General features: G+C 34.4%; 24 protein-coding genes and 1 tRNA gene. 7 read left to right on the top strand and 18 right to left on the bottom strand.

What is annotated here, in order from left to right; genetic code table 11:
- Positions 1–45 precede the first annotated feature (45 nt).
- Positions 46–429 carry a 30S ribosome-binding factor RbfA gene (gene rbfA, locus VB248_RS17115; RefSeq protein WP_323298031.1) on the top strand — a complete coding sequence of 128 codons (384 nt, stop codon included), beginning with the start codon at positions 46–48 and terminating at the stop codon, positions 427–429.
- A 66-nt stretch (positions 430–495) separates the two neighbouring features.
- Positions 496–1,716 (top strand): ABC transporter permease, encoded by a 1,221-nt coding sequence (locus VB248_RS17110; RefSeq protein ID WP_323298030.1) that lies wholly within the window; start codon positions 496–498, stop codon positions 1,714–1,716.
- Positions 1,717–1,777: 61 nt separating this feature from the next.
- Here VB248_RS17110 and VB248_RS17105 read toward each other — a convergent pair whose 3' ends face one another.
- The 12 genes from VB248_RS17105 to VB248_RS17050 form a co-directional block, all read right to left on the bottom strand.
- A complete protein-coding gene (locus tag VB248_RS17105; RefSeq protein ID WP_323298029.1) occupies positions 1,778–3,010 on the bottom strand; it encodes a dicarboxylate/amino acid:cation symporter in 1,233 nt (410 codons plus the stop codon).
- A 125-nt stretch (positions 3,011–3,135) separates the two neighbouring features.
- Entirely contained in the window at positions 3,136–3,570 is a 435-nt protein-coding gene (locus VB248_RS17100) for an SRPBCC family protein (protein ID WP_323298028.1), read from the bottom strand.
- Positions 3,571–3,617: 47 nt separating this feature from the next.
- A complete protein-coding gene (locus VB248_RS17095) occupies positions 3,618–3,938 on the bottom strand; it encodes a hypothetical protein (RefSeq protein ID WP_323298027.1) in 321 nt (106 codons plus the stop codon).
- 87 nt (positions 3,939–4,025) lie between these two features.
- Complete coding sequence (locus VB248_RS17090) at positions 4,026–4,364, bottom strand: tRNA-binding protein (RefSeq protein ID WP_323298026.1); 339 nt, start codon at positions 4,362–4,364, stop codon at positions 4,026–4,028.
- A gap of 404 nt (positions 4,365–4,768) precedes the next feature.
- Complete coding sequence (locus VB248_RS17085) at positions 4,769–5,548, bottom strand: DUF3298 and DUF4163 domain-containing protein (RefSeq protein WP_323298025.1); 780 nt, start codon at positions 5,546–5,548, stop codon at positions 4,769–4,771.
- A 117-nt stretch (positions 5,549–5,665) separates the two neighbouring features.
- Positions 5,666–6,055 (bottom strand): SMU1112c/YaeR family gloxylase I-like metalloprotein, encoded by a 390-nt coding sequence (gene gloA2, locus VB248_RS17080; protein ID WP_323298024.1) that lies wholly within the window; start codon positions 6,053–6,055, stop codon positions 5,666–5,668.
- Between the two features lie 111 nt (positions 6,056–6,166).
- Complete coding sequence (locus VB248_RS17075) at positions 6,167–6,787, bottom strand: ABC transporter ATP-binding protein (RefSeq protein ID WP_323298023.1); 621 nt, start codon at positions 6,785–6,787, stop codon at positions 6,167–6,169.
- A 63-nt stretch (positions 6,788–6,850) separates the two neighbouring features.
- Positions 6,851–7,627 carry an acyl-ACP--UDP-N-acetylglucosamine O-acyltransferase gene (gene lpxA / locus VB248_RS17070; RefSeq protein ID WP_323298022.1) on the bottom strand — a complete coding sequence of 259 codons (777 nt, stop codon included), beginning with the start codon at positions 7,625–7,627 and terminating at the stop codon, positions 6,851–6,853.
- Between the two features lie 108 nt (positions 7,628–7,735).
- The gene (locus VB248_RS17065) at positions 7,736–9,130 is read right to left on the bottom strand and encodes a bifunctional UDP-3-O-[3-hydroxymyristoyl] N-acetylglucosamine deacetylase/3-hydroxyacyl-ACP dehydratase (RefSeq protein ID WP_323298021.1); all 1,395 of its coding nucleotides are present in this window, start codon (positions 9,128–9,130) and stop codon (positions 7,736–7,738) included.
- Complete coding sequence (gene lpxD, locus VB248_RS17060; protein ID WP_323298020.1) at positions 9,123–10,157, bottom strand: UDP-3-O-(3-hydroxymyristoyl)glucosamine N-acyltransferase; 1,035 nt, start codon at positions 10,155–10,157, stop codon at positions 9,123–9,125. Before lpxD ends, VB248_RS17065 begins: the two co-directional genes overlap by 8 nt.
- Before the next feature lie 54 nt (positions 10,158–10,211).
- The gene (locus VB248_RS17055; RefSeq protein WP_323298019.1) at positions 10,212–11,444 is read right to left on the bottom strand and encodes an HD domain-containing protein; all 1,233 of its coding nucleotides are present in this window, start codon (positions 11,442–11,444) and stop codon (positions 10,212–10,214) included.
- Between the two features lie 172 nt (positions 11,445–11,616).
- Positions 11,617–12,033 carry a hypothetical protein gene (locus VB248_RS17050; RefSeq protein WP_323298018.1) on the bottom strand — a complete coding sequence of 139 codons (417 nt, stop codon included), beginning with the start codon at positions 12,031–12,033 and terminating at the stop codon, positions 11,617–11,619.
- A gap of 150 nt (positions 12,034–12,183) precedes the next feature.
- On the opposite strand from VB248_RS17050, the gene VB248_RS17045 reads away from it, so the two are divergent.
- Positions 12,184–12,257 (top strand) — tRNA-Ile (locus VB248_RS17045).
- A 43-nt stretch (positions 12,258–12,300) separates the two neighbouring features.
- On the opposite strand, the gene VB248_RS17040 is transcribed toward VB248_RS17045, so the two are convergent.
- On the bottom strand, positions 12,301–12,804 hold the full coding sequence (locus VB248_RS17040) for a DinB family protein (protein WP_323298017.1): 504 nt from the start codon (positions 12,802–12,804) through the stop codon (positions 12,301–12,303).
- Between the two features lie 76 nt (positions 12,805–12,880).
- Entirely contained in the window at positions 12,881–13,567 is a 687-nt protein-coding gene (locus tag VB248_RS17035; RefSeq protein WP_323298016.1) for a helix-turn-helix transcriptional regulator, read from the bottom strand.
- 235 nt (positions 13,568–13,802) lie between these two features.
- On the opposite strand from VB248_RS17035, the gene VB248_RS17030 reads away from it, so the two are divergent.
- The 4 genes from VB248_RS17030 to VB248_RS17015 all read left to right on the top strand — a co-directional run bounded on the left by VB248_RS17030 (position 13,803) and on the right by VB248_RS17015 (position 18,499).
- On the top strand, positions 13,803–15,968 hold the full coding sequence (locus tag VB248_RS17030; protein WP_323298015.1) for a helix-turn-helix domain-containing protein: 2,166 nt from the start codon (positions 13,803–13,805) through the stop codon (positions 15,966–15,968).
- A gap of 134 nt (positions 15,969–16,102) precedes the next feature.
- Positions 16,103–16,453 (top strand): LytR/AlgR family response regulator transcription factor, encoded by a 351-nt coding sequence (locus VB248_RS17025; RefSeq protein ID WP_323298014.1) that lies wholly within the window; start codon positions 16,103–16,105, stop codon positions 16,451–16,453.
- A 181-nt stretch (positions 16,454–16,634) separates the two neighbouring features.
- Complete coding sequence (locus VB248_RS17020; RefSeq protein ID WP_323298013.1) at positions 16,635–17,234, top strand: thioredoxin domain-containing protein; 600 nt, start codon at positions 16,635–16,637, stop codon at positions 17,232–17,234.
- Between the two features lie 2 nt (positions 17,235–17,236).
- Positions 17,237–18,499, top strand: a complete 1,263-nt coding sequence (locus VB248_RS17015; protein WP_323298012.1) for a monooxygenase — start codon at positions 17,237–17,239, stop codon at positions 18,497–18,499.
- Between the two features lie 155 nt (positions 18,500–18,654).
- On the opposite strand, the gene VB248_RS17010 is transcribed toward VB248_RS17015, so the two are convergent.
- From VB248_RS17010 to VB248_RS16995, 4 genes are all read right to left on the bottom strand, one after another.
- Positions 18,655–19,341, bottom strand: a complete 687-nt coding sequence (locus VB248_RS17010; RefSeq protein ID WP_323298011.1) for a hypothetical protein — start codon at positions 19,339–19,341, stop codon at positions 18,655–18,657.
- 89 nt (positions 19,342–19,430) lie between these two features.
- Positions 19,431–21,116, bottom strand: a complete 1,686-nt coding sequence (locus VB248_RS17005) for a SusD/RagB family nutrient-binding outer membrane lipoprotein (RefSeq protein WP_323298010.1) — start codon at positions 21,114–21,116, stop codon at positions 19,431–19,433.
- Between the two features lie 63 nt (positions 21,117–21,179).
- A complete protein-coding gene (locus VB248_RS17000; protein ID WP_323298009.1) occupies positions 21,180–24,464 on the bottom strand; it encodes a SusC/RagA family TonB-linked outer membrane protein in 3,285 nt (1,094 codons plus the stop codon).
- A gap of 629 nt (positions 24,465–25,093) precedes the next feature.
- Positions 25,094–25,840, bottom strand: a complete 747-nt coding sequence (locus VB248_RS16995) for a patatin-like phospholipase family protein (RefSeq protein WP_323298008.1) — start codon at positions 25,838–25,840, stop codon at positions 25,094–25,096.
- Between the last annotated feature and the right edge of the window lie 111 nt (positions 25,841–25,951).

Raw genomic sequence — 25,951 nt, 5'->3', positions numbered from 1 at the left:
TTTCTGGGAAGATAAAGGCATTGAGTAACCGAAAGACAAATACAAATGGAATCGAAGAGACAACAACAGTTCGCTAAATTAATTCAACAAGATTTGAGCGATATTTTTCAAAAAGATATGCGTAATACTTTAGGCAATGCCTTTGTAACGATTACGGATGTAAAAATGACCCCCGACTTAGCCATTGCCAGAGTATATCTTAGTTTTATGTTAGCGAAAGATAAGCAAGGCTTATTACAGGATATTCGTGAAAAAACAAAGCATATCAGAGGTATTCTTGGCAATAGAATTCGTAACCAAGCAAGGATTATCCCGAACTTAGAATTTTTCATTGACGATACCGCAGAGTATGCCGCTCAGATGGATGCCTTGATTTCTGGATTAGACATTCCTCCTTTGAAAGAAGGCGAAGAAATCGAATTGGATTAATTTTTTGTGATTGGTAATTAGTAAAATCAGTGCTAATTACCAATCGCCAATCACTGAAAAACGCAGATGAATTTTCCCTTCTTTATTGCTAAACGATATTTTTTTGCACGCAAAAAAACCTCCTTTATTTCCTTGATTTCGATGATTTCGATGTTGGGAGTAGGCGTGGGAACAATGGCATTGGTTGTGGTTTTGTCGGTGTTTAATGGTTTGGAAGATTTTCAAAGAGGACTCTACAAAAGTTTTGATGCCGACCTCAAAGTGAGTCCAGCCAAAGGTAAGTACTTTGAATGCCCTCCCTCACTTGTTCAGAAAATACAAAAAGTAGAAGGCGTAGGAAGTATCACGCAAGTCATTGAAGAAAACGTATTGCTTCGCTATCGTGATGCCCAAATGGTGGTAAACCTCAAAGGCGTTGATGATAATTTTTTAAAGCAAAATCGTTTGAAAGAAATGATGATTGATGGCAAACCCATCCTTCACGAAAACGGAGTAGCCAATGCCATTGTAGGGGCGGGCGTTGCCGTTAAATTGAATATTGACATTGAAGCTTTTTTTACGCCTTTAGATGTTTGGTATCCACGAAACACCAATTCAAAAACACTTGATTTGTATGCAACAGATGCGTTCAATAAACTGAGTCTGAATCCAACGGGTGTATTTTCAATTGAGCAGCAGTATGATGACAATTATATTTTTGCACCGCTTTCTTTTGCACAGAATTTATTGAATTTTCAAAATCAGCGTACTTCTTTAGAAATAAAAGTAACTAACCAAGCCAATGCAGCGGATATTCAAGAAGCTGTAAAACGGATTTTGGGACAAAATTTTATCGTTCAAAATCAAGATGAACAGCACGCCAGTTTACTGAGAGCCATAAAAATTGAAAAACTATTTGTTTTCCTAACCCTTAGTTTTATTATTGGCATTGCCAGTTTTAATATTTTCTTTTCTTTATCTATGTTAGCCATTGAAAAGAAAGAAGATGTGAAAACACTCTATGCGATGGGGGCTGATACCATAGTAATTCAGAAGATTTTCTTGTTAGAAGGGGCAATCGTAGCTTTTACAGGAGCAATCATAGGTTTACTCTTAGGCTTTACACTTTGTTGGTTACAACAAACTTTTGGTTTTATTTCAATGGGAATTGTAGGGGCAATGATAGACGCTTATCCTGTAAAAATGCAATTCTTAGATTTTCTTTTCACAGCCATAGTTGTTGTTATTATTACTTTAATGGCATCATATTTCCCAGCCAAACGAGCCGCAAATATTGAGATTGTGTAAAATGAAAAGTCCCACAAAACCAATTTTGTGGGACTTTTTTAGTGATGATTTTTATTGAAAGTTATTCCACTGAAAGTTTTTCTCCTTCCCATTTACTAACTACTACCGTAGCCACAGCATTTCCCACAACAGAAGTTGCCGAACGCCCCATATCCAAGAAAGGGTCAACGCCCAAAAGAAGTACCAAACCTTCTTGAGGAAGCCCAAAGAGCGTCATTGTTCCCATAATAACCACCAAACTTGCTCGTGGTACACCAGCAATACCTTTACTTGCCAACAAGAGAGTTAATAACATCGTAATTTGTTGGTCGATGTTCAAAGGCATTCCGTAAGCCTGAGCAATAAAACCAGTAGCAAAAGTCATGTACATCATCGAGCCATCAAGATTGAAACTATAACCCAATGGCAGTACAAAACCGATGATTCTTTCACTGATACCTAATCCTTTTAAAGATTCAATTTGTTTTGGCATTGAAGCCTCAGAGCTTGCCGTACTGAATGAAAGTAAAATAGCGTCTTTCATGGCAGCCATCAAACGCCAGTAAGGGATTTTCAAAGCGAAGCAAATCAACCAGAGTACTACAAAAATGAAGAATAATAAAGCGGCGAAAAAGCAAACAATTAAATAAGCATAAGATACCAAAACACCTAAGCCATTTTGAGCAATCACATTGGTCATTGAGGCAAAAACAGCAAATGGAGCTAAAAGCATGATATAAGCTACAATTTTAAAAATTGCTTCGCCAATCCAGTCTATTCCTTTTGAAATTTTCTTTCCGTGTTCGCCCATTGTTGCCAAAGCAATACCGAAAACAATAGAAAACATAATGATGCCCAGCGTTTTGTTTTCAGCAAAAACTTGGATGATATTATCTGGAAAAAGCTCGAATAAAAAGTCTTTGAAAGTTTTTAAAGATTTTGTTGCCACACCCGTTTCAACCCCAGCGGCTGGCAATTTCCAAGTACCAAACTCTCCCGGACGAGTTATATTTACGAAGAGTAAACCAACCACAAGCGATAAAATAGTGGCAAAATAGAAGTACGCCAAAGTTTTTAGTCCGATTCTACCCACTAAACGGAAGTCGCCCAATTTTGCTACACCAACGGATAATGTACAAAAAATCAGTGGACCAACGATTAAGTGAATACTTCTAAGAAAGATGTCGCCTAATAATTTAATGTTTTTGCTGGCATCGGCTATTTGTGTTTCACTCAGTTGAGTGTGCATAATTTGTCCAACAATTATTCCGATGATAAAACCGATAATAATTTTAGTCGTAATGGTTAGCTTCATTGACATTTTAGTTTGTTTGATTAGTCTGGAATGTATAGAAATACAATTCTATCTCTTTAAATGGGTTTTTCTAAAACGAATTAACACAAAAAAACCGCTCTTTGCAAATGAGAGCGGTTTTTGCTTTATTGAAAAATACGTTTGTAAATGGGTTTTCTATATAAAAATTGAAGATACATCAATGGATACATCAAAAAGTCAGTTAGAATAAAGGGCGTTTTGAAATCTATATCATCTTGAATTATCGTTCCGTTTTCACTACGAATCAAACAATGTTTATGATGCCATAATTTTAGAAAAAAAGGTAAAGTAGTGCCTTTGTCGATAAAATAAATAGTGTTTTCACTACTTTCTTGTTCGATAATGTCCGAAATCCAATCTTGCTTGAAAAGTATGAAATTTAGTCTGAGATGTACTTTATCGCCTTTCATACAGCCTCCAAATTCTTTGATTTCAACAGGTGGGAAAGGAGGGGAGAGTACCTTAAATAATTCCAAATTAAAGCCTTCCCATACTTTGGGAAGGCTCTGATTTACTTTGGTAGTAATCAATATTTTCATGAATATAAAAGCTACAAAGCTTTTTTCAGAAGGTTCTGGGAGCAAAATCAATGAAACAAGTGTAGGATACTTGTTAAAATCGTTTTTCCAACATTTGATAAAACTTCAGCCATCGAAGCCAAAGTACTTTTTATGCCATCAGCAATCCATTGTATCAGTGATTGAGCTACCTGATTTTGCTGATTTTTTTCGGTATTTTTCTTTTCTTGGATATTTGCGTTTTGATTTTTCTTCATTTTGTCAGACTCTGACTTTGAGGCCTTTTGGTGAAGTTGCGTAGGAACAATCGTAGATGAGCCAATCAGACCAAAACCTGATGAGGTTATCAATATAAGTACTGAAAAAAAGAGGACGAAAAGCTTTTTCATGTTCTTGATGCGTTGAGGTTAAATACTCTGCAATTTACAAAAGGAATCAATCTTTATTTACACAAACATAAAAATATTATGAATTGTTTAGGCTAATCTACTTCCATTTGGAACGGGGCGTTCGAGAGCCGCTAAAACTACTTCGCCATCTTCCAAAATAAAACCTGTCACTAAAACTTCAGAAAAAAAATTAGCGATTTGACGAGGAGGAAAATTCGTTACACAAATTACTTGTCTGCCCAATAAATCTTCTTTTGAATATAGTTTCGTAAGCTGTGCCGAAGACTGTTTAATGCCAATTTCTTCGCCTAAATCAATTTTTAATTGATAAGCAGGTTTTTTTGCTTTCGGAAAGTCCTGCACATCTATAATTGTACCCGCTTGTAATTTTACTTTTTCAAAATCTTGCCAAGAAATTGTTTCCATCTCTAATAATTTAAAATAATAAGGATATTTTTTCAAAATTTACGAAAAAACAGGTATTTCTACGCTAAAATATGTGGAAAATACTGTCGTATTTTGCATTGTAAAAAACAAAAGAAATGGCAATTTTCATTTTAATCTTAGTAATTAGTCTTTTTGCTTTAGGTTTATATTTATTGTTTGATGTTATGGAAATAAAGTACAAACTTCATTCAAAAGTCAACAGATAAAAATCTATTTCAACGCTAACCCACAAAAATTAAAAGATGAATATCATAAATCTTAAATGTTAAGATTTCAAAGATACATCACCTATTTAGCATCTCCACTGGCAAATTAATAGTTTTTTCTTTACATCTTACCTCTACCCCTTTATCGAAATGGTGCTATGGCGGAATAGCACCATTTTATTTTAATAAGGGTTTAATCAGACTCAATGGAATAGATAAAAGAGTAGGCCCAGCTGCATAAGGTTTAATTTCATAAACATTATAAAAGAAATCAATACTTTTATCTGTAATAATGAAATTGTCATTTAATTTGAACTTCCCATTCTCGAAAAAGTAACCATTACTTTCATCTAATTTATCCGATAATTTTAGGCTTTCTTGCTTTCTAAAAATCGTTTCAGCCATTTTCAAAAGGCGTGGTTCGTAGCCTTGTTTGAAAATATCTTTCAGTGCTATTCTTTTCAAAGTTTGAGCCTCGTATGCTAAATTATAGTTCATACCCACTGGATGAGCTCCACCAGTAAACCAATCCGTGAAAATAGAAATCATAATGTATTTTCCTTTTTGCTTGGCTACTTGCGTGGTAGTTTCCATTGTCCACGGGATTGGATTTAACTCTGTCCCATCTTTCAATTGTTCATTGATACCTTGGTCGTATTCGCCCAAAAATACTTTTGACGCTTCCTCCAAACTTTTCAGTTTTTGAACATCCTGATTGTTTTCTTGAAAGATTTTGAGCATTTCTTTTTGGATTGTAGCATTGAATTCGGCGTTTTCAAAAACAGGATACTTCACTTTGAAAACGGCACATATAGAATCTATTTTCACACAATTTTTACTGTGTTTTTCAAAAGTTTGGTACTTGTATTTTAAAGTATCACTAAAGAAAGTTTTGGCTTGCAGGGAATTTGTGCTAATTGCAATAATAAAAGCGAATAGATAAATGAGCTTTTTCATAGTATAAGTATCAATTTTTGAGTTGTTTGGGCTGTTAAGTAGGAGTGCTGAATGTCAATCTAAGGATTACGTTTTACCGTTATTTCATAAGAGTTTAAGCTCATGCTGCCCACTTACTTATTTTTCATAAAATTCTATCGGGAGGTCGTCGGGGTCGCTAATGAAAAAGAATTTTTTATCTGTAAATTCATCAATTCTGATGGCTTCACAGTCAACCTTTGCTTCTGACAAGTATTGATGAGTTTGTTGGATGTCGTTTACTTCAAAAGCCAAATGTCTTAGTCCGCAAGCTTCTGGGCGAGAAGGGCGAGAGGGAGGATTTGGAAATGAGAATAGTTCAATTTGGTAATGTCCGTTCACGGATAAATCTAATTTATAAGAATTTCGTTCGGCTCTGAATACTTCATTTTCGATTTTGAAGCCTAAAATTTCTGTATAGAATTTTTTAGAAACTGCGTAATCAGCACAAATGATAGCGATGTGATGAATTTTATTAATGTTCAACATGGTTTTTGAAAATAAATCTTGAGGAAATAGAAAGGCTTGTGTAGGTGAAAGTACAATTTTTTTTTATCTGTGGATACGCTTGGGTAGAAATATTTATCAATACTTCTGCTTTTAGGGTTTGAAATCATGAATATTGAAAATGTTTTTACAAAATTCATATTCAGAAGGTTGATTTGAGCAAATAAACAACATACGATTTACTGAATGCTTTTGAACGTTTTCTAAGTACCAATTGGTAGCAGTAGCATCAAGATTCGACGTTGGTTCGTCTAACATTAATATTTCGCAGTCCGACAAAAAAGCAAGTCCAAGTTTTACTCTTTGTTTCATTCCAGAAGAGAAAAACTTAATTTCTTTATTTTTTGCTTGTGGTAATTCTATAAATTCAATGAAATCCTGTACTGAGAGTTGATTTTTGAAAGGCTTGAATTTGAGATGAAATTGCAGTAATTCAGCAAGCGTAAAGTCTTCGATGAGTTCTAAGTAAGGAGCTGCAATGGTAATATGTTTGTAGAAGTTATCAATTTCTATACTTTGATGATTGGTTTGATAAGTGAGATTTCCTTCTGAATGTGGCATAAATCCAGAAAGTACTTGTAGCAGTGTAGATTTTCCACTACCGTTTGCTCCAGTAAAAGTGTAGGATTCTCCAGCATGAAAATTCTGAGAGAAGTTTCTGAAAATCCATTCATTTCTAAATTTTTTACCGAGGTTTTGTGCTACAATTTCCAAAATAGATTCTTCAATTGATGTTGAGTATTAAGATTTTAACTTAATACTCAACAATTTAATGTTTTACGATAGACCTTTCATGATACCTCTTTCAGAGTTCTTGATGAAGTTTAAGATTTCATCACGCTCTTCAGAAGCTGGAAGGTTTGTTTCAATTTGGTTAAGGGCATCAGATGTATTTAAGTTTTTTAAATAAACATATCTGTATGCTTCTTGAATATTTGCAATTTGTTCGTCAGAGAAACCACTTCTTTTTAGTCCAACAGAATTTACGCCCACATAACTAAGTGGCTCACGAGCCGACTTTGTATAAGGAGGAACGTCTTTTCTAACCAAAGCACCACCTGCAATCATTACATGCTTACCAATTTTTACAAATTGGTGTACTGCTGCTGTACCGCCGAATCGGGCATTGTCGCCTACTTCAACATGGCCAGCCATTTGTACATTATTAGCAATGATAACATTGTTTCCGATGATACAGTCGTGAGCGATATGGCAATAAGCCATAATTAAGCAGTTTTTACCGACTTCAGTTTTATATTTATCAACAGTACCTCTGTTCAGCGTTACACATTCACGAATGGTAGTGTTATCGCCAACAATTGCCAAGGTTTCTTCTCCTTGAAATTTCAAATCTTGCGGAATTGCTGAAATTACAGCACCCGGAAAAATTCTACAATTTTTACCAATTCTTGCACCGGGAAAAATTGTTACGTTTGAGCCAATCCAACTTCCTTCACCAATTTCGACATTGTGATGTATCACGGTAAAAGGGTCAACGACCACATTTTGACCGATTTTGGCCTCGGGATGTATGTATGCTAAAGGTTGTGTCATATTAATTTATGAATAGATAACAACGAATAATTATTATGTATTATCATATTTTATCGAAAATACAGAAATGTTTTCTTTGATGCTAACAATAATAATTATTCGTGATAATTAACTCTTTCTTACCAAACTTGCTGTCATATCAGCTTCGCATACTACTTGTCCGCCAACGTAAGCTACTCCGTGCATTTTTGCAATTCCTCTACGGATGGGAGCTAATAAGTCACATTTAAAGACTACTGTATCGCCTGGAACAACGCTTTTTCTGAATCTACAATTTTCGATACCTACTAAATATGGCCAATAGTTTTCTGGGTCTGGCACAGAGCTAAGTACTAAAATTCCGCCTGTTTGAGCCATCGCTTCTACTTGCATTACGCCTGGCATTACGGGGTTGTTTGGAAAATGCCCCATAAAGTAATTTTCGTTCATCGTAACGTTTTTGATACCTACTACGCTTTGGTCATCTAAATAAATGATTTTATCAACCATTTGGAAAGGATAACGGTGAGGTAACAATTGATAGATACGGTCGAAAGTAAAAATAGGAGGTTGTTTTGGATCGTACTGAGGTACTTTGTTTTTCTCAGTTTCCAACATCAATTTTTTGATTTTCTTCGCCAACTCAACGTTTGCCGCATGACCCGGACGAGCTGCCAAAATCTGAGCTTTAATTGGGCGACCAACCAAGGCTAAATCTCCAATCATATCTAATAATTTATGGCGAGCCATTTCATTATTATAATATAATTCTAAATTATTCAAGATACCTTTTTCTTTTGAAACACTTACTTTTGGTTTTCCTAAAACCATAGCTAAGTGGTTCAATTCTTCTTCTGAATAATCACGGTCAGCAATCACGATTGCATTCGATAAATCGCCACCTTTAATCAAATCAGCTTTATAAAGTGCTTCTAATTCATGAACAAAACAGAAAGTACGGCATTTAGCAAAGCTTTCATTGAATTGACTCATCGAAGTTAGATTAGCGTGCTGGCTTGTCAAAAACTTTGAATTATAGTCAACCATCGCCGTTAGGCGATAATCATTCAAAGGTAAAGCCGCTAATTCAACCCCTCTTTCAGCATCTTTATATCTGATTTCAGATGGAATTTCAAAGAATTTACGATGAGCATCTTGTTCTTCTAAACCTACTTCAAGAATCGCCTCAACAAACTTGATTGAACTACCGTCCATAATGGGTGGTTCTGGTCCATCCAATTGTATCAAAACATTGTCAATCTGACAACCTACCATTGCCGCCAATACGTGTTCTACGGTATTGATTCTTGCACCATTGTGTTCGATAGTAGTACCTCTGGATACATCTACAACGTGATCTACGTCGGCATCAGCGATAGGCTGATTTGGTAAATCTACACGCTGAAATTTGTACCCGTGGTTAGGTGGAGCAGGTAAAAACGTCATATTGGCAACAACGCCAGTATGCAAACCTACGCCCGACATTGTAACAGATTGTTTGATAGTATGCTGTTTGTTATTCATTGCTTTTAAACTTATTTTCTAATTCTCTCAGACGCTTTTCGGTACTTGGTAGTTTACGAAGAAGAGCTTGTGCTTTTAAGTAGTCTAAATTTTCAGTTGCTGGTTTTCCTGCCAGAATTAAACCTTCCTTATGGAAAGTTTTTGTAACCCCAGATTGTCCTAAAACGATGGTTTTGTTCGGAACGTTGATGTGTCCATTTACACCAACCTGACCACCTATCATACAATTTGACCCCACTTTTGCCGAACCCGCTACGCCAGTTTGGGCGGCTATTACGGTATTATTGCCAATTTCAACATTGTGGGCAATTTGTACTAAGTTATCAATTTTTACTCCTTCTCTAATGACAGTCGAACCCATCGTAGCACGGTCAATAGTAGCATTTGCTCCGATACTTACATGGTTTTCTAAAATTACATTCCCCAGTTGCGGAATTGTTTTATAAGTACCGTCAGCTTGTGGGGCGAAACCAAAGCCATCTGCTCCGATTACCGCATTTGCGTGAATAGTACAATTACTGCCAATAATGGTGTTTGAATATATCTTTACGCCGGGATAAATCGTGGTATAATCACCGATGACCGTTGCATCCAAAATACATACATTCGGGTAAATTTTTACATGATTCCCGATTTTGCAACCATCAGCAATATAGCTGAAAGCTCCTATATAAACATCTTCGCCAATAGTAGCAGAAGAGCTAATATAAGTAGGCTGTTCTATCCCTTTTTTTTGATTTTGAAGGAATTTTTGATACTCTTGGAGGAGTGTTGTAAAAGCTGAATAGGCGTTATCAACCAAGATTAAGGTTGGATAATTATCTTTTTTTGGTTCAAATGTTTTATCTACAATTACGGCTGATGCTTTTGTAGTATATAAAAAATGCTCATATTTAAGGTTAGACAAGAATGAAATACAGCCTTCTGTTCCTTCTTCTATTTTAGCTAATTGGTTTACTTTCAGGGTTTTGTCTCCTCTAACTTCTCCATTCAGCATCTGAGCAATTTGTTCAACGGTAAATTCCATTCGTGGGTTTGTGGTCGTTGGTGGTTGTTTTTGGACTGTTTCGCCTAACTTATTTTACCGCAAATATACATTCTTTGCCCAACATATATAATATTTTTTGACGATGTTGCTCAATGCCTTTATCGTTGGTAAATCTGAAGCCTCAGCAATATCCAATACTCTTTTGTCTTTTGTTAGGATGTTAATGTTTTGTTTTCCAGATAGATAGGCTGCATTTGATGTGTTTCCCTGTATCATCAAATATGACAAATCTTCTTTTTCAACTCCTGATTGGGCTAATAAATCAATTTGAATTTTTTCAAGAAAAGATGATTCAAATGGAGTGTCTTGGATAATTATTTTATACAATTTTCTTTCCAACAACATATTACTAATATTCGAGAGTAATTTATCAGGATGTTTTGCCCAAATTTTTACGCAAGCCCAAATATCATAATCGTCCATTTCGGCAAAAGCTTTTAAGTATTTTATGTCTCCCATGAAATCATCAAGGCTTACATCATTTTCTAAAAAAAGCTTAAATGCAGGTGTGGCAAATACTGTTTCGCCTGCTCTGATTAGTTCTCTGGCTCTTCTGATAATCTGAATTAACATGGTTTCAGCACAGATAGATGTTTTGTGCAAATACACTTGCCAGTACATCAGTCTGCGTGCTGTCAGGAAATTTTCGATAGAGTAAATTCCTTTTTGTTCTACTACCAATTGGTTGTCCACAATATCGAGCATTTTCAAAATTCTATCAGCACCGATAAAGCCTTCTCGAACTCCTGTAAAAAAACTATCTCGGTTCAAATAGTCCATTCTATCAACATCCAATTGGCTCGAAATAAGTTGCGTAAAAAACTTTCGCTCGTACTTACCTGTAAACATTTCGATAGCCAAAGTCAAAGCTCCCCCCAATTCTTTATTGAGTTCTTCCATCATCAAAAATGAAATATGCTCATGCGGGACTTGGTTGAGTATGATTGACTCTAAGACATGAGAAAATGGGCCGTGTCCGACATCGTGTAATAAAATCGCAATTTGAGCTGCCTCCAACTCTTCATTCGAAATCTCGTGACCTCTACTCCTGAGTGTGATGAGAGCTTCATTCATCAGGTGCATTGCCCCCAAAGCATGATGAAACCGAGTATGCAAAGCTCCAGGATACACATATTCGGCCATTCCTAATTGCTTGATTCTTCGTAAACGCTGATAATAGGGATGTTCAATCAAATCAAAAATCAGTTCTGTTGGAATATTGATAAATCCATAAACTGGGTCATTTACAATTTTACGCTTATTCATTTGATATTTTTCATTAGTTGAAAATTACAATTTTTTCTTTACTATTTTATATTTAAAGGTGCATTATTTTTCACAAGTTCTCAAATGTAATCGGCAATCAAAACATTATGTGAATACTATCCAATTTACTACAAAAAAAGCGATGCAAATCAACTTTGCATCGCTTTTAAATTTATCTTCGTCTGTCGCCTCTTCGGTTTCTGTGTCTGAATCTATCTTTTAACTCTTCTTTTCTACTATTGTACTTGGCAAATTGCTCTGGGCTTAGGATTGTTTTCAGTTTTTCATCTTGTGCTTTTGATAACTCTCTCAAATCATCCATTTGGTCGTGTAGTTTATCATTAGCTTCTCTAATTGATTCTCTTTTTTTTACTCTTTCTTCAATCAAAGGTTTAATTTGATTTACTTGTTCTGGGCTAAGTTCCAGCTCTTTTTGTAGGCGTTCAAGTTGCTTGTCTATCCTTTGTGTTGGATTTTTCTCGTCAGGACTAACCTTTTGTGGTTTAGAACTTTGTGCAGATAGATTCTGAATACTTATCATACAAACGGCGATAAATAAGTACATGACTGAGGTTATTTTAGTTTTCATTTTTTTAATGATTAAATGTTGAAAAAATACTTAAATCGCCGGTTAGATACTTCACAAACAAAAAGGTTTAAAAGAATTTTTAAAAAGATATTTTGTATAAATACTTTAAAAAGTCTAATTTTGCGACACAAAGACGAAAATAGCTTTGTAGGGCCTATAGCTCATTCGGTTAGAGCAACTGACTCATAATCAGTAGGTGCTTGGTTCGATTCCAAGTGGGCCCACATAAAAAAGCCTCATAATCAATTGATTATGAGGCTTTTTGTTTTATCGTTCCTTAAATAAACCCATCTCGTCGGCACTTGGCCCATAACAACCCGGAATCGGAATATCTAATAATCTTAGAAAAACGCCCAACTGAGCTCTATGATGAACCATTTGTGAAAAAGCATGACGAATGGTTTCACTTTTGGGAGTAGAACTATAAATAGTATCACCACTTCTCAAAGTCCACATTTCATCAAGCTGTTCTTCTTTGGCATTCAATAAATGAATTTTACTTTCTTCTAATGACTTTTCAAATAGTGCTAAGATTTCAGCCGTAGCATTTACTTTCTCAGGATTATAAGTATTTTCTGCAAAATCAAGTTCATCAGTTGTTAAAGCAAGCGTAATCCATGAGGGAAGTTCCGCAATATGCGTTGATAAAGCTCTGATAGTCATACTTTTGGGGTGTGGCTGCCAATCGAATTTATTATCAGGGATAATAGCAAGCATTTTTCGGGTACTTACTGCCTCTTGGTCTAATTCTTTCAAAAACACATTAATCATTGTCGTAAGTTTTTTGGTTTGATTCTACAAAACAACAATGCCTCACTGACAACCCTATGTCAGTACTTTTCAAATTTTAATATTTTACGGGCAATATTTTCATGAACTCACTTAATGGAGGATGATTTTTTTGTAAAAAAGGCGAATGCGTATCTTTTACATTGAGTATGCGAGAAACCCTGAAATCCCGATACTCATTACGTTTATAGCACCAAGCAATTAAATGCCAATTGAAGGCATAAAAAATCAGACCGATGGGCTCTGCTTTCCGTTCGCTTATCTCTTCTTTGTTATTTTTATATTCAAACTCAATAATACTTTTGGCTGAAATACATTGCTGAAGAGTGGATAAGTATTCAAAACTTTGTTCTTGTGTAGGCCCTTGAAATTTAATACTTTCTGCCAGCGAATTGATTTTTTCTTTTTGGGCATTGGGCAGCACCGCTTTTACTTTATTTAGGGCATTTGAATAATGTTTTTGGATTGATTTGTCAGAAAAACGATACACGATTGATTCCATCAATAAAAGTGCATTGGCTTCTTCGCTACTCAGTGAAATTGGAGGCAAAAAATATCCTTGAACAATAAAGTAGCCTTTGTTACTCTCGAAACCCAAAGGAATCCCCGACTCATCCATTGCTTTTAAATCTCGATACACAGTACGAATACTGATATTGAACTTCTCCGCAATTTTTTCAGCCGAGACATATTTATTGGATTGAAGTAAAGTGAAAATGCCAAAAAGTCTATCAATTCGATTCATAGTTATGTTTAGATTTTAGGTTTAAGACATTTATTGATAAAAAAAATAAATTAATCGTTCATCTATAAGTTTTTATTTCTTGACCTTTATTTTTTTCAATCGTCATTATTGTTTAGACTTTTTCTTTGTCTATATTTACCTTTTTTATAGTAATATTTTGAATTTTATTATTCATAATCTAATAATTCACCCAAAATATCTTGAAAACAAATCTCTAAGCAAAAATATATCCTAAATGTTGTTTACTCAGTATTTGAGAAGAATTGTACTGACCGTAGTTCTATTTTTCTCAGGGACGCAGTGTTTTACTTATTCCCAAACGATTACTCATTTAAAGAATACAGAGGTTTATACCTTGACTTCTTTTGAGTATTACAAAACTTCTGGTTGCTCAGAAAAACCCGAAGAGATACAATTAAAAAGATTCACTCCTTACAACAAGAAGGCTGTTCATTTTGAATTTACAGATGCTACTCATTGGCTGAGAATCAACGTTCAAGCAAATGAGAAGTCGGAGTGGGTTTTAGACTGCGGAAACCCATTAATCGAAAAAATTGATGTCTTTTTTCTCAATAAAAATACTGTATCCAAACATTTGACAGGCGGTAGTTTTGTAGCACCCGCCAAGAGAAATTATCATACCGAAAATCCTAATTTCAACTTTTCACTTGAAAAAAATACTCCACAAACCATTTTAATCAGGATTCAAAGTGAAAGAGGTTTTTATTCTAAATTTTCATTATTGCCACTCAAACTTTTTGAAGAAAAATTCAATAAAAATGAACGTTCAAAATGGATATTCAACGGAATGTTGATGCTCGTGGATGTACTATTGTTAATTATTTCATTTTTTCTGATTCGCAAAACTACCTTTATTGTATTTTCATTGCACTCGTGCCTCACTACAATTGTTGTTTTAAGCTACCATCTACCTTTTGGTACTTCCTTTACCCAAATCCCAGAATATGCTTCCTTGATTAATAACTTACCTTATCGCTTACTGCCACTTTCTTGTATTTTCGTAACGTTCCATCTTCTGCCCATCAAAAGTATGTATCCGATTTGGGTAAGATGGTTTTTAGGAATAAATATACTTACAGCCATCAGCTTAATTATCGCATTAATCATTCATTATGACTGGCTGATATTGAAACTCACCGTTGAGAATACGCTCGTAATAGAGTTTTCAATTTTGGGACTTTTTATTTACGCACTCATCAGGAAAATTTACTTCGATTATCTGATTGCCCTTTCCTTCATTTCAAGTTTTATTGGATTTGTATTTTTACAGTTGCGGCTTTTACAACTTATTGATTATGATTGGGTAAATCTTTATTTGAATTTTTGTGAAGTATTAAAAATTGTACTATTCGTGTTCTTGGTTTATAGAGTAATTCTGAATTATGAAAAGGAGAGAGTTTTGGCTACAAAGTTACTTTTGAAAAACTCTGGGTTAAACGAAGTGACTGAAATTGAAGGAAAAAAAGTACAGATTCAGGCAATAGAATTAGTGACCTATTTACAAGCACAAAGCACTGATTTTATGCTACATAACGAAAATGTGATTGTTGAACTAAATCAAAATCGAGAAGTATATCATGGCTTTGTTGATGAAGAAAAATTAAGTAAAATTATCAACACACTTTACGAAACCAATAAAAAGAAAGGGCTCGAAACGATTATTTGTAATGTTTTTTATGATGAAAAATTGGGAATAGTCGCAATTCAAATTGAGAGTAAACCTCCAATAGATATTAACTCCGACAAAACTAAGACAGGCTTTTATGATAAACAGTGGAATGATTACGATGAAAAGCGGCTTGGACTTTTTTTCTTGAAAGAACTGTTGGCATCACTCAGGGCAAAACTTGAATTTTCAGAAGGATTACTGTCTTCACAAAGTTTTAAATTGACTATACCTGTAAGTTTTGATTATTGGCTTGAAGCCTCACGATTAGACAGCCAAATTCTCATCATCGATAGACAAGTAGAAGTAGTAGAAGATTTTGAGCAAATTTTGCCCCAAGTACCTACTATAAAAGTACCTGTGGCAGAAGAGACAAAATTAAATAAGGGCGAAATACTTTTTATTCAAAAACTTGATGAGATAATTGAAAAGCGTTTGTATGATAGTTCCTTTTCGATTGGACATTTAGCCGAAGAAATGAATATGAGTACAGTTCAGTTAAGGCGTAAAATTAAATCAATAACGAATCAAACAACAGTTGAGTATATACGTAATTTTAGATTGAAAAAAGCAGCCGAACTATTGAAATCAGGCTCTGGCAATGTTTCAGACGTAGCCTTTGGTGTGGGTTTTGAAAGTTTATCTTACTTCACCAAAGTATTTCAAGAATATTATGGAATAGCACCATCCGACTATCTCAAACAAGAAAAATAGTGTTTTTTGTAGTTGATTGCATCTGAAATTTGTATTTTTTTGTTATTTTGTCTTAAATGAACAAATTTTTGTCGATTTTAAGCAAATAGAAAAGACTTTATTCGTGCATTTTTGTATTAGTAATAATGCATCAAATGGTAAAAAAAATATCCATCAATAGAAATGATGAAATAGCATTAGATGAAATTCTTTATCTACAAAGTGATGTGAATTATACCGCCATTCATACCATCAATCGTGAACGATTAGTAGTTTCGAGAACTTTAGGTGTTATGGAAAACAGAATCAACGAGCAGTCGTTTATTCGTATCAGCAACAGTCACTTAGTAAATTTATCTTTCATTATCTCTTGTAGAAAAGACGATAGAAGATTGATAGTCAGATTAAATGATGGTCAAGAATTTCACGTTTCACGAAGAAGAGTAGGAGTAATCAGAGAATTAATTCGTAAATCTCCCAAAGCGACATTATTAAGAAGTAAGTGATTTATAATCTTTCCGAAGACTTCAGATAGAATATCTTACCACTTTCATCACTAACACATCACCCAAAGACCTTCTAAAACCTATGAAATCGTCTGCAAATGTTCAATTTGCAGACGATTTTTTTTTTGTATCATTTTAGTTTATATTTATGTGTTACACTATATCGACTAAAGTGAAATTAATGACAAAATTTATGAAAAGCAGTATGATTTTTTTTCGGTTGATTTTATTATTCTCAATTCTGAGTGCCAATAGTTTGTATGGGCAAAAGGTAATAATCAGGTCATCATTAAATTTTACGGACATTGATAAAAAAAACTATCAGGTCAAACAGAATAAGCTGAATGTATTTATTTTTTTAGATACAGAATGCCCTATTAGTCAAAGATACACAAGTACTTTGGTGAAAATTAAAAATGAGCTTGATTATTTATATCCGAAAAGTATTGCTTTCTATACAGTTTTTCCTACTAAAGGTGCTACTTCAACTGAGATACGAGCTTTTAATGACAAGTTTCACTTGAATTATCCTTCATTGTTAGATAGCCATCATCTATTTGCGAATATGTTTAATGCTACAATTACTCCAGAAGTATTTGTAGTTAATCACTCAGGAAAATTAGAATACCAAGGAGCGATAGATAATTGGTATTATCAACTTGGCAAAGCCAGAGCTAAAGCCGATAGTTTATATCTAAAAAATGCAATTTTATCTGTATTTAATAAGAAGAAAGTAGATCCCAATCTAACAAAAGCCGTTGGCTGTGATATTGAAAGATAATTATGAAAGCTTTATTGAATAATGATGTACAAAGAGTAGTGTTTATTATACTATTAGTCTTGAGTAATTCTTGTTTGGTGTTATCACAAAAAATAAACTTCACTGAACACATTGCTCCTATAATTCATCAAAATTGTAGTCCTTGCCACCGAAAAGGTGAATCTGCTCCTTTTTCTTTGCTTACTTACGGTGATGTTGTTAAAAGAGCACAATTCATATTAAAAGTAACAGAGATGCGATATATGCCTCCTTGGAAAGCAGATCATGGATTTGGTGAATTTAAAAATGTAAGAAGATTAACGGTTGGGCAAATTGCTACCATTAAAGTCTGGATTCAAGACGGTATGCCTGAAGGTCCTAAAGAAAAATTTCAATTACCTATTTTTGAAGAAAACAGCCAATTGAACAAAAAACCTGATTTGGTACTAAGTTGGAACAAGAAGTTTACATTGTCTTCTCAGAACAAAGAGGACTATATTTTATTTTCATTACCTACTAATTTAAAAGAAGACACTTTTATAAAATCAATTGAGTTTCGTGCTGGTAACAAGAAATATGTTCATCATGCACGTCTTTCTGTGGATACAACACAATTAATGAGACAAACAGATGCAAAATCAATTGATGATCCAAGTATTGCTGACTTTGCTAAAGTTAGGATGAAAGAAGAGTTTTGGGTAGGTTGGGTTCCCGGAAATACTCCGATAGAGTATCCTAAAGGGACTGCAAAGTTTTTAAAGGCGGGAAGTGATTTACTTCTAAATGTTCATTATGCTCCTAACAATCTTGAAAATGAGCAAGATAGCTCAGTAGTCAATTTGTATTTTGCAAAAGATACAATTGAAAAAAAGATTCAGACCTTCATTTTACATGAAGAAGACATAACCAATAAACCTTTTGAGATAGCTCCTGATACTGTTATTACATTTTTTGCAAAATCACAAAAGATACCTTATCCAATACATTTACTTTCAGTTCAACCACATTTACATTTGTTGGGCAAGTCATTGCGATGTTTTGCAATTACCCCTAATGGAGAAATGATTCCACTTATTAAAATTTCAAAATGGGATTTTAACTGGCAGATGACCTATCAGTATAAAGAACCTTTACTAATTCCTGCAGAGTCGGTAATATATGCCGAGGCTACTTATGACAATACTTCTAAAAATCCCGAAAATAGATTTAATCCTCCTCAAAAAATTACTTATGGCTGGAATTCAACACAGGAAATGATGAATGTGATTTTTCAATATACTTTTTAAGAACTACTTTTTAAAAGTTCGTTCTGAAATAACAATTAACAGATTTTGTAATACACACAACAAAATACAAATTGCTAAAATAAAAAACCCATAAAAGTCTATTTTGACTCTTATGGGTTTTAAAGCAATTAGTAGCATTCACCAAATATGTGCAATTAGTTTACAGACCAAACTAATTGGCAATTCGAGTTTGCTTCTGATACAGATGTTAAATCTGCACAAACAGAAGCTTGATTCCAAGTTTTGAATACTTTCCCGTCGGTAGTATAAAGTCTCCAAGTCAAAATAAAGTTATCAGTATTACCATCAAACCATTTTCCTGTTGGACGTGGGTGTGATGGGTTACTGAATACCTTTACAGCATTAACTTTATCATATTTAACTGTTGCATCTTTATAAAGGTCATAAATTTGCTTAGGAGTTACACTATATGAATTCCAAACACGATTTCCCTGTACATTTGAAATGGTAGCTAATAATTTACCTACACCACTTCCTAAATCAGCAGTTTTAGGGTTACCATCAGGGTCTGTATAGTCTTCTGTGAAATTAATGTATAACTCAATTTTATTTACAGTGAGTTTATTGTCAAGTGAAACCCAACGAGTTTTAAAATTAATTTTTGCATTATCTTGACCACTTGCTGGGAAGTTTACTGCGTAATCCGACTCATACTTTTGTGGTCTACTATTGATATTGCCGTTAAATGCAATGCCATCAAAAACTGTAAAACCATGGACAGCATATTCCCATTGTGGTACGGGGTTTAGACTTTCATCTCTACAAGCATAAATTACTGAAAGCAAACCAAGTACGAATAAATATGTTACTAATTTTTTCATATTCTCTTTTTTTTTGTTGAAAGATGATTATACAGTACTTCATATTAATTGATGCACTATAATAACACCAATAAAAATAACAATTCAGCTTAAAATTCCCACTTCAATTTTACTTTATCCCAGAAGATAGGGTCACGGTCAAAAATAACATTAGTTACTTTATCGACAGCATTAGGGTTTAAGTTACCTTCTTGTGATGGATAAGGTTTACGTAATGCAAACTGACGGATTGGTTTAAGAATTGGATTCTGTATAGCAGTTGGATAGCCTAATCTTCTGAGTCCATTCCATGTTTCCGTTCCTTGTCCCCAACGGCAGAACCAAGCTTGTTTCATTACGATATTCAATTTAGCAGTATTAGTTGGAGCTGCATCATATTGAGCTAACCAAGAATTAACATAATCAGTTATATCTGTACTTGCTGGTGCTTTAGCATTAGTAGGGTCAACTGTTAAACCTAAATTAACAACACGGGTAATATGTTCACGAATAGCCGCTTCAAAGATTGAGCGGGCATCGCCAGTAAGACCAGCGTCTAAGATAGCTTCAATTTGATAGAATTTAATATCATTACTTGTGATTAATGGTAAAATACCATTGCCACCTTTAGTACCACCCGTTAAAGCTTTTGCAGCAATTTCACGACCAGAGTATAAACCTCCAGCAGGGTAACATCCTGGAGCAGTACGTAAAGCACCATCTTGTGGAGCACCAGTGTTATCTCCACGATCTCTACCAAAGAAACCAGCAATATAAGCCAAATCTGCACTTGTCAAAGTACCATAAACTTTCTTGTAGTTGTTTAAGAAAGTTGTTTTTAGAGCTAAGTATGTTCCACCATACGGAATAGTACCTCTATCAGTAGGGTTAGCAGGGTCTAAAACGGTAGAAGTTTGACGATAAAAATAGAAAGGTAAACGAGGGTCTTTGTTGAGAATCATTTCAGACATCAATTGATGCGAAATATAACTAAAGCCGTTGTCTCCTAAGTACGCATTTTGAAACCATGGATGTCTGCCATCACTACCATCAGCATTTAACTGAGAACCGTATTTGAATGTAAAATCATCTGCTGAAGAAGTAATATATCCTCCAGCGTTAAAAGCTGCAATCAAATCGCTGTTGCCTGTTGCTCTACCTTTGCGTGAGTTTAGTAAAAGTCTCAATTTAACAGACTTTGCCAATTTTACCCATTTTGTAATACTACCGCTGTAAATAATATCATTTTTTACAGTTACAGGGCTTGATTTTGCAAAGTTGGCAATTGCTGCATCACACAATTTGATTAAAGCTTCATATACATCGCTATCCTTATCAAATACCGGTGCAAAATTTGGATCAGCACTATTTCCTAACCAAGCCTGAGTATATGGAATATCACCAAATGTATCCACAAAGTTGCCAACCGCAAATGCTTTTAACGTTTGTGCTATACCCAAGTAATGTGGACTATTAACATCTTTTGTTGCATTTATCAACCCTTCAATATTTTGAGTTGACTGATAAAAGAAGTTCCAAGTACCGTTGTATGAACTGTTGTTTAAGTTGAAGTCATCAGCACTGTTTAACTGTCCAGCAAATCCAGCGGTATTGTAAATATCAATATTGTTAATTGCTGCTAATTCAGCATTTGGAAGTAACAAATCCGGGGTTGCTTGGACAGGGTTATTAGGGTCATTATTTATGTCTAATTCTGTAATACTACAAGAACCAACAGAAGTAACGAGTGCAATTCCCCAAATAAGCCTTTTAATTATTTTATATGTATGTTTCATAAGAATCGTATTTTTTAATGATAAAAAGACAACTTGCTTTATTAATCAAGAAAAAGAGTTGAATTAGAATGTTGCTGAAATATTTACCCCAAAACGACGAGTTGAAGGTGCTGCACCTAAGTCAAAGCCTTGAACGTTTGAATCAGGAAAGCTTGAAAGTACTTCAGGGTCAAAGTTCAAGCCTTTTAACATGTTTGGTGCATAAAACCAAAGGTTACGACCAGACATTGAAATTCTAAGAGAACCGATAAAGCCAAGATTTTTGTTTAAGAATGCTTTAGGAACAGTGTATCCTAAGGTTACTTCTCTTACTCTAATTGTAGTAATATCATAAACATTCGTTTCATCTGCTCCATAAGCACCGAATCCATCTGAGAAGTGGTATTCAAAAGCAGACATTGCAGTAGTATTACGAATTACTTTTCCTTCTGAATCCAAGATTGGTTCATAAGTTTGCGGGTCTCCGTAAACACCTGGAATTACACGTAAACCTTCTCTGTCTTCACTTCCTTTCAATTGACCACGTAATAACAATGAAGCAGCAGTCACAGAATACATTTTTCCACCTTTTCTGTAATCCAACAAGGCAGATAAAGTAAAGTTTTTATAAGTGAAAGTGTTTGTCCAACCTAAAGTATAGTCAGGAGCAGGGTTTCCTAATAATGTTGATTGAGGCTGATAAATTGGTTTACCAGTACTTTCATTAATCAATAAATTTCCATTAGAATCACGAGCATATTGGCTACCGTAAATCATACCAAAAGGTTCACCATTTCTGTGCATAGTTCCCAAGTTAGATGAGCCTGTTCCCCCCAAGTAAATTTCTCCAGCAGGTCCAGCATCAACTACTTTAGAGCGTAGTCTGGTAAATGCGGCAAAAGAAGTCCATGTAAATCCACTTTTAGTTTTAATCGGAACTAATGTTAAACCTAACTCAATACCGTTGTTGTTGATTTTACCTGCGTTGATGTTTCTATAAGAAAAACCTGATGAAGAAGGAACTCTTGTTAATACAATCAAATCAGTTGAGTTTCTGTTAAAGTAAGCAAGGTCAACACCGATACGGTTATTGAAGAATTGAAGTTCAGTTCCAATTTCAGTTTCGGTTGTAAACTCAGGTTTTAAATTGACGTTATTCAAAGTACTTGAGATATTGGCAAGAGCGATAGCGTTGTCTTGGATATAAGTTGTTCCAAGGTTATAAACTGTATTAACAGAATATGGAGAAGCATCTTTACCAACCGTAGCATAGTTTGCACGAATCTTACCAAAATTCAATACATTTTTAGGTAGGTTGAAAGCATCTGTAAATACAAATGAACCACTAACAGCTGGATACATATAACTATTGTTAGCAACAGGAAGTGTTGAAGAGTGGTCATTTCTTACGCTGGCAGTCAGATAAGCATAGTTGTTATAAGAAATTGTTGCCTCTCCAAAAATACCATATAGTCTTCTTAAAGAGTTGTACTGGCTACTTGATTGTTGTTTAGTACCTGAAAGCGTTAATAAGTTAGGGTCAATAACATTCTGACCTGTTGTACTTACTCTGCTAAATTCTCTTTCGTTAGCATTAAAACCAACTAAGAATTTCAGACCAATTTTTTCATTAATATCATGATTTACCGTAGCTAAAAATGTAAAATCTGTTTCTGTATTTACTAAGTTTGATTTTGATACCTGACCATTGATATAAGCAACACCACCCGGACGAATCACATTACTTCTTGCTTCAGAGTAAGTGTTAATACCACCTTTTGCCAATAAGTTTAACCATGGAGTAACGTCATAACTTAGAGCCATGTTTCCATACACACGGTTTACAGTACTATTGTATAGGTTGTACTTTACAACTCTTAAAGGGTTATCCAATGCACGATAAAAAACGTTTGTTCCATCCACTGGGTTTTCAAATGGGTAACCATTCAAATTGTAGTTTCTTGGGAGATAGAAAAGACGGTCATAAATCGAACCAGTTGAACCACTACCATAATCACTGAAGAATGAAGCACCAGATTGAGGACTTTGCTGAGTAGTTAAAACGTAGTTTACGTTACCACTCACAATTAAGCCATTAGTTAATGTAGCATTTCCACCAAAGTTCAAACTTGTACGTGAAGTATTTGAGTTTGGTACAATACCATCATTTTGCATTCTTGAAATACCTGCGTTTAATGAAGTTTTGTCACCAGTCGAAGAGATATTGATACCGTTTTCAATTACTTTCCCTTGCTTGAAGAATCCTCCCACAATGTCATAAGATTGTAATGGAACAGCAATGGCATTACCATTTGCATCAAGTAATTCAGGGAAAACAGACTTATATCTTGCAGCACCATAAGCAACACCTACCAATGGATGAGGTACTGTTCCTTCTGGATAACCACTAACGATAGTTTTTGAATAACGTTCAAAGCCTAACTGAGCATTAATTCTATCTACTTCCGAAGGGAAAACTGTACCCCAGTTTCCGATAAATCCACCATTGTAGATTTGGTTCGAACCTTGAGTATAAACATTTTGATAGTCTGGAACAGTAGAAAGATTTTCAATTGAAGCTGAAGAGTTGACAGTTACTTCCAAGCCTTTCTTCACAGATTTACTACCAGATTTTGTAGTGATAACCACTACACCATTTGATGCTCTTGACCCATAAAGTGCAGCAGCAGCAGCCCCTTTTAAAACAGTCATTGATTCGATGTTGTTAGGGTCAATATCGTAAGCTCTGTTTGAAGTTACCGTATTATTGTTGTAACCGTCAGTAGCATTAACAGAGTTATCAAACGGAATACCATCAACAACAAATAAAGGCTGGTTATTACCAGTAAATGAATTGTTACCTCTAATGGTAATTTTAGTTCCTTGTCCTGGAGCTCCACCACCACTGATAATGTTTACTCCTGGAACTTTACCATTCAAAGAACGTAGGGCATCAGGTTCTGATCTTTGAGCCAAAGCATCACCTTTTACAGAAGAAACAGCATAAGCTAAGGCTTTTTTATCACGCTGGATACCAATCGCTGTAACAACGATTTCTGATAGTTGTTTGGTGTCGGCTCCTAATTTAACATCAATTACCGATTTTGTACCAACTGAAACTTCTTGAGTGGTCATCCCTACGAATGAAAAGACAACTACACCTCCTTGAGAAGGTAATATAAGTGAATAATTTCCACTTGCATCAGTTGTAGTCCCTTTTGTACTACCTTTCAATTGTACCGATACACCTGGAAGACCTGAACCATCCTCGGCTGAGGTCACTTTCCCCGTAAGTTTTCTGTCTTGAGCAAAAATACTCATACAAAAAGACATAGTAAACAGGAAAACTGTTAGTAATTTTTTGTTCATGTACTAATTTAGTTTTGGTTGAAATTTGTTTAATGAAAGTTTAATCGTGTTAAACACTGATGAATTTAAAAAATTGTAACAGGCAATCAAAATAAAATTTAATTAAAATTTAATTTTTGTCAAAAATCAGAATAAAATTCATGTCAACATGGGTATTTGGCAATATTTTATTCTGATTTTTTTATCATTACTGTTCTTTTAATAGGTAAAAAGCCATATTGCCTTTATTTAGATTAGAAGAGAAAATTCGACGACTGATGTGTTTTTTTAGATGTTTTACACAAAAATATGGTACGAAAAATTACTTAGTTTAAAATTAATTTAAAAATATAAATATTCTAATTTATTTTTAAATCTTTCTAATTGATGTTTGTGCAAAATTCTTAGATATGATAATATACGAACTTTAATATCATTTCATTTATTTTGTGATAAACGATGCTTTTAATACATATTAAGGCCTTTTCATTGATAATTGAGACCATTTATATAGAGTATTTACAATGTTTACGTATATTGTTGATTTGGTTAATTGATTATTTGGCTTTATTTAAAGGAAATGAAGCTATTACGTATATTTACTTGGTTTTAGATAAATAGTATTTTTTCGAGAAATCACGTATTTATTTTTAGTTTTCGCCCACTTTTAGTGTTTTGGCAAATTCGTAACCAACCTTGAAAATTTCTTTAGCTTTTCTAATGTCTAATGGGTCGAAGTTCTTTAGAAGTGGTGGCTCGATAACTAAATTGCATTGTTTAATTCTACTTTGTGAGTTATTATTTATTGCTAAGAACAGGGCTTTTTGTACAAGACTTGCCATTGATTTTGGCGATTTGGATAGTCCATAGGGATTACAATGACTACCAATAATAAACTCATTTTGATTTAAAAGTGGCTCTATTGGCATATTATTCAATACTCCACCATCTACTAAGGTCTTGTGATTGTGTATAATAGGCTCAAAAAGACCGGGAATACAACATGATGCCATGACTGGTTTTAGTAATTCGCCTGTTGAAAAATAGATAATTTCGCCATTGTACAAGTCGGTAGCATTTACTGTTAGAGGAATTTTTAGGTTTTCAAAGGAGTTGTGCGGTAAATAAACAGAGTATATTTCTTCTGCTTTTTTCATGTTGAGTAAGCCAACTCTACTCCAAGCTGGTCGCAAAGCTCGTAAGGTATTTGTGGAAACTACAATCTCAAAAATATGCTCAGGTGAATATCCTGCGGCAAACATTGCTCCAACTATTGCTCCCGCACTACAACCTGAAATAGCAGTAATTTCTACTTTTTGTTCTTGAAGGGCTTTGAGTACTCCTAAATGGGCAATTCCTCTGGCCGCTCCACCTGATAAAACAATCGCTGCTTTCATATAAATATCGTTTAGCTTTATTCTTCAATGTTTTTTACAAATGAATATATCTCGAAAACTTCTCAAAGTACACAACTTCTAATAACTTGCAATAATTTAACAAAACAAAAC

Source organism: Arcicella rigui, assembly GCF_034929435.1.
Classification (GTDB): domain Bacteria; phylum Bacteroidota; class Bacteroidia; order Cytophagales; family Spirosomataceae; genus Arcicella; species Arcicella rigui.
Note: the sequence above shows the minus strand (reverse complement) of the source record. Positions and strands in the feature narration are given on the sequence as shown.